Annotated in this window: 6 protein-coding genes, 1 rRNA gene and 1 other RNA gene; 7 read left to right on the top strand and 1 reads right to left on the bottom strand. The window is 32.3% G+C overall.

Going from position 1 to position 5044, the window contains the following annotated elements:
- Positions 1-222: 222 nt before the first annotated feature.
- Positions 223-330: ribosomal RNA gene (gene rrf / locus DRF58_RS17645) — 5S ribosomal RNA — on the top strand.
- A gap of 102 nt (positions 331-432) precedes the next feature.
- Positions 433-1488, top strand: coding sequence for a hypothetical protein (locus DRF58_RS17640; protein ID WP_116037243.1), 1056 nt, complete (start codon positions 433-435; stop codon positions 1486-1488).
- Here DRF58_RS17640 and rnpB read toward each other — a convergent pair.
- An RNA gene (gene rnpB, locus DRF58_RS17635) (RNase P RNA component class A) lies at positions 1483-1779 on the bottom strand. The genes DRF58_RS17640 and rnpB overlap by 6 nt on opposite strands.
- A gap of 94 nt (positions 1780-1873) precedes the next feature.
- Here rnpB and DRF58_RS17630 point away from each other — a divergent pair.
- The 5 genes from DRF58_RS17630 (at position 1874) to yajC (ending at position 4938) form a co-directional block, all read left to right on the top strand.
- Positions 1874-2368 (top strand): RNA polymerase sigma factor, encoded by a 495-nt coding sequence (locus DRF58_RS17630; protein ID WP_116037241.1) that lies wholly within the window; start codon positions 1874-1876, stop codon positions 2366-2368.
- Complete coding sequence (locus DRF58_RS17625; protein ID WP_116037240.1) at positions 2361-3047, top strand: beta-carotene 15,15'-monooxygenase; 687 nt, start codon at positions 2361-2363, stop codon at positions 3045-3047. Before DRF58_RS17630 ends, DRF58_RS17625 begins: the two co-directional genes overlap by 8 nt.
- Positions 3048-3127: 80 nt before the next feature.
- Positions 3128-4033 (top strand): transcription antitermination factor NusB, encoded by a 906-nt coding sequence (gene nusB, locus DRF58_RS17620; protein ID WP_116037238.1) that lies wholly within the window; start codon positions 3128-3130, stop codon positions 4031-4033.
- Positions 4034-4103: 70 nt separating this feature from the next.
- Positions 4104-4604, top strand: a complete 501-nt coding sequence (locus tag DRF58_RS17615; RefSeq protein WP_116037236.1) for a DUF1573 domain-containing protein — start codon at positions 4104-4106, stop codon at positions 4602-4604.
- Positions 4605-4608: 4 nt separating this feature from the next.
- Complete coding sequence (gene yajC / locus DRF58_RS17610) at positions 4609-4938, top strand: preprotein translocase subunit YajC (protein ID WP_116037235.1); 330 nt, start codon at positions 4609-4611, stop codon at positions 4936-4938.
- Positions 4939-5044: the final 106 nt, after the last annotated feature.

Genomic DNA, 5044 nt, shown 5'->3' with positions numbered 1-5044 from the left:
CATAGCCGAGTAGTACTAATTACCCGTAGATTTATAGCCTAATTGGCGGATGCTTAATTGCGCAATCAAGGTTCTCTCTTTGTGAAAGTTTTTATCGATAATTATTAGACTAAAAGATAATAGACTGATAGATGATAGACTTTAAAGTCTTGAATCTGATATCTGTAATCTAAATATCTGGTAATATATATATACTGTACATCCTTTTGTACAAACAGCCTTTAGGGTGGTTTTAGCAGAGGGGCTCACCTGTTCCCATTCCGAACACAGAAGTTAAGCCCTCTAGCGCCGATGGTACTGCGAAAGCGGGAGAGTAGGTCGCCGCCAGTTTTTTTTAAACCTCAATCATTTATTTGATTGAGGTTTTTTTTGCTCCAAACTTTATTTTATAAATCTATTTTTTACGTATTTTAGTTATTCATATCAACTCAAATGAAAGATGTAAAAATTGAATTTAGAAAACCTATTTATCCTATTGGGAATTTATTAGAAGAATATCTTGAGAAGAATAATAAAACTACTCAAATTAAAATATTCTATGATGACCTTTTGAGATTCTCAGGTTACACTACTCTCTTTGATAAAGATGAGAAGGATACTTATTGGCTGGATGTTTTCTATCCTGAATTTGAATATTTGGAAATAGAAGCTAGTCTTAATAAAATCTATACACTTCTACATTCAGATGGTGATGAAGAGACATTACCGTTTTTAAAGGTCGATTCTATTCATTTTTGCACTTTCGGTAACTCTAAGCCTTTTAGAATTAGAGTCAGAAATATACTTAATGATAATTATACCAATTTTTATATCAAGAAAGCTGATGCTTCCAGAATTTACGGATTAGAGTTTGAAGATATTTTTTCACCTAATAGGATCAATTTTCTTGTTTATGAAGATACTTTGATTGAAGAACACATTCTTGGAATTCCGGGCGATGTTTTTATCGAAAATTATTTATCAGATTGCACCGAACTTGAAAAAGCTCAAATTGCAAAAGAATTTGTAAAATTCAATGAAAGATGTATGATTGGTTTATTGGGAGATATGCGTTCATACAATTATGTTGTGATTCCTATTCACGATTTTGACCAAGTTGTTTACAGAATTAGAGCAATCGATTTTGACCAGCAGAGTTATGAAGGGCAACTCAAGATTTACATTCCTCAGTATTTTAAAGAGAATATTAAAATGGTTGAACTCGTTAATGAAAAACTCAAACCTAATTCTGTAGAACAATACAGAAAAGAAGTAAGGTCTGCAATTGCTAAAAGAGTTCTGACAAGTAATCAGAGATATAAAGATTTGATAGAAATTATGAAAACGGATCATATTTCTACACCTGATAAAATAGAAGAATTAAGTACTTCTCTTCAAAAATTGACTTACAATTCTCAATTCAAAAAGTGTAAAAGTATGGGAGAAATATTGGAAACAGGAATTAATTTTATCATTAAGAATTACCAACATTCCCAAATCAAAAAATAGAGAAGCGCTGTAAGCCGGATTCTGTTGAAGCTTGTTATTTATCTGCATTTTACATTGCTGTAAAACTTTTGCTACCTACCCCTCATCAATGGCCGAGCCGACCTTGACTGATGATATACTTGGTATTGCACCGTATAGAGTTTACCTGGTTTCACTACAGCCGAACTGTACTTGCTTTCTGTTGCACTTGTCCTATTTTCACAAATGACGGATGTTATCCGCTATACTGCCCTATGGTGTCCGGACTTTCCTACCCAAAAATGAATTCGGATCAACAAGCCACGCTTCTCTGTTGGCAAAAGTACTCAATTATTAACAATTCTTTACTTTAACTATTAGAAAGTATTCATATTTAGTATTATTAATTCTTATCTTCGTCCTTGGAATGGAAAATAAACAGAAAGAGTTTTCTAAATTAATAAAGGATAATCAGGGACTTATTATCAAAGTCTCACGCCTTTATACCCATTCCTCAGAAGATCAAGAAGATCTTTTTCAAGAAATTGTGTTACAACTCTGGAAATCTTACGACTCATTTCAAGGGAATTCAAAAATTTCTACTTGGATGTACAGAGTCGCACTTAATACCGCAATTACATTATTCAGAAAAAAAACAAGGCAACCTCAGACCGATGAATTACAGGATTTTCATAGCAAGAATTTTTTGGAAGATTCTGATGAAAAACAACAGCAGATTTCTTTGTTATACAAGGTTATCAAGATGTTGCCGGATGTAGAAAGAGCGATTGTAATGATGTATCTGGATGAGGAACCTTATAAAGAGATTGCGGACACATTGGGGATTACAGAAGTGAATGCCCGTGTGAAAATGAATAGATTAAAGAAAACATTAAAAGAATTAATGATAAAACATGCCTAACTCAGAAGACTTTGATATAGACTCGTTGAAAAAAACGTGGCAGGACCAGACGATTTCTGATGGATATAATCAGGATGAAATTGAAGTGATGCTGAACAGAAAATCCAGAAATTATGTGAAATACATTCTTTGGATTAGTATTGCTGAATTCGTTATTTTCGGAATCATAAATTTTGTAGCATTATTCTCAAGTAGTTTTCATACAGATTTTACTAGTATTTTAAATAGACTTCAGATTAGAAATCAGAACGAAGTTGAGTTTTCATTAGACAAGATTTATACTTTTATGAAGATTGCAAGTCTTTTGATTACAGGAGTATTCGTTGTTATTTTCTATAGAAATTATAAGAAAATTACCATAGAGTCTAATCTCAAAAAATTCATTATTCATATTTTAGATTTCAAAAAAGCGGTTAATTTGTTCATTTTTTGTAACATTATTTTACTTTTTTTGTTCGTAGGGAGTTTTACTAGCTTTATTATTTTCACTATTCAAAAACAAAATATCCATATCGATAATCCAACATTTTGGGGGTTAATAACAGGCGTGATTTTCAGTCTTTTAATTTGTATTATTATCATTTTGCTTTACTATAGAATTGCGTATGGTATTATTTTGAAAAGACTGTCTGTGAACCTTAAACAGTTGAAGAAAATAGATTCTGAAAAAGTCCAATAAATATCATAGAAGTTTGTATCTCATAAGATTATGATTTGCAACATTTTCCTTATCTTTGCACCCAATAAAAGATCTTTGAAATGCTGGGAAGAAGACAAATCCGCGAAAAAATTGTAGAATCACTCTATTCTTATTACCAAAACCCGATTAGGTTTGAAGCTGTTGAGAAAAACCTTTTCTCTGAAATCAATAAAATCTATAATTTGTACATCTACACACTCAACTTTATGGTTGGTTTGAAGAGTTTGGCAGAGGATCAGATAGAAATTGGGAAAAGCAAATATATCAAAACTAACGAGGACGAGAACCCCAACCAAAAATTAATTAGAAACCAAATCTTAATTCAGTTAGAAAATAATGAAGAAAGAAGAAGTTTCTCCAGCAGACATAAAGATCTTATTTGGGATTCCAACGATTCAATTTTAGTTAAAACTTTTCAACGTATCAAGGCTGGGAAACGTTATCAGGATTATATGGAGGATGGAGAATTGTCTTTCGAAGATGATCAAAAATTCATTGGTAAACTTTTCCTTAGATATGTTGCTGAAAATAGTGATTTGCATGATAGATTCGAAGAAAAAGAAATGTCTTGGGCAGATGATTTACACATTTCCAACTCTATGATTCAGAAAACCATTGGTTTTATGAAAGAAGATGAACCTTCCCACACACTTATCAAAATGCTCAAAGATGAAGAAGATGAACAGTTTGCAAAAAAACTTCTAAGAGCTGCTCTTAACAATTGGGAAGAATCTGAAAAAAAATTACAAGAACGCCTTGTCAATTGGGAATTGGAAAGGATTTCTCTTATAGACAGAATTGTTTTAATCGCAGCTATTACAGAACTTGATAATTTTCCATTAACGGCTTCCAGAATTATCATTAATGAGTATATTGATATTTCAAAAGTTTACGGAACCGAAAAGTCAAATGTCTTTATCAACGGAATTTTAGATAAATATACCAAAGACTTAAACAGAATATAATTTCAAAATAATTTATATGAAATCGCCTTAAGCGATAACATATGACAATTAAAAAAAATAATATTTACATATGAAATCAATCAAAATATTAGCAGTAGCTGCACTTTGCACAATTGCTTTTTCCTGTAACAAAAAAGAAGGAAGTACACTAGATCACGTTCCTGGTGTAGATTCTGCGACTACAGTTGTAGAGGCTCTTTCTCAAGAATCTGCTAATCCAGATGATGCGGCTTTGGTAAAAGAAGCTCAAAGCAAACCTCTGACTACAATTGCATTCGGTGAAATTGACCATAACTTTGGCGATATCAAAAAAGGTGAAAAAGTAGAACACGTTTACGAAGTAACTAACACAGGAACTAATCCATTGATTATTTCTAACGTAAAACCAGGCTGTGGATGTACAGTTCCTGATTATACAAAAGAACCAATCTTGCCAGGTAAAAAAGGAAAAATCACTTTGCATTTCGATTCTACAAATTTCGATGGAGCAGTTAACAAAGCAGCTGATGTTTTTGTGAACGTAGAAAAAGCACCAGTAAGATTAACATTCTCAGCTAACATTTTACCATAAGATTATGTTGACAGTATTTTTACAAGCAGCTCCAGCACAGACGATGACGCCAACGTTATTGATGATTGGATTGATGTTCGTTGGATTTTATTTTCTGATGATTCGTCCACAGATGAAAAAGCAGAAGCAGGAAAAATCTTTCCAAGAAGCGCTAAAACCAGGTGCAAAAGTTGTTACAACTTCTGGGATGCACGGAACAATCTTTTCAATTACAGAAGATGGTGTGATTTTAGAAACTTTGAGCGGAAAACTTAAGTTTGAGAAAGCGGCTATCTCTAGAGATTTCACAATCGCAAGATTTCCGGAAACTTTTGGAGTAGAGAAAAAGAAATAATTTAATTTATGTATATCCGTTTTTACTCATATCGCTGTAATATTAGCAATAATGAGCCTTTCGAAGAGTTTGTCACCAAAATATCTTCGGTTTAGCTTATAGATAA

The organism is Epilithonimonas hispanica (genome assembly GCF_003385395.1).
Taxonomy (GTDB): domain Bacteria; phylum Bacteroidota; class Bacteroidia; order Flavobacteriales; family Weeksellaceae; genus Epilithonimonas; species Epilithonimonas hispanica.
The sequence above is the reverse complement of the archived record's forward strand: the minus strand, read 5'-3'. Positions and strand labels throughout refer to the sequence as shown.

Coding starts and splice junctions, on each gene's coding strand:
- DRF58_RS17615 (WP_116037236.1), top strand. CDS start 4,104: ATGAAATCAATCAAAATATTAGCAGTAGCTGCACTTTGCACAATTGCT.
- nusB (WP_116037238.1), top strand. CDS start 3,128: ATGCTGGGAAGAAGACAAATCCGCGAAAAAATTGTAGAATCACTCTAT.
- yajC (WP_116037235.1), top strand. CDS start 4,609: ATGTTGACAGTATTTTTACAAGCAGCTCCAGCACAGACGATGACGCCA.
- DRF58_RS17625 (WP_116037240.1), top strand. CDS start 2,361: ATGCCTAACTCAGAAGACTTTGATATAGACTCGTTGAAAAAAACGTGG.
- DRF58_RS17640 (WP_116037243.1), top strand. CDS start 433: ATGAAAGATGTAAAAATTGAATTTAGAAAACCTATTTATCCTATTGGG.
- DRF58_RS17630 (WP_116037241.1), top strand. CDS start 1,874: ATGGAAAATAAACAGAAAGAGTTTTCTAAATTAATAAAGGATAATCAG.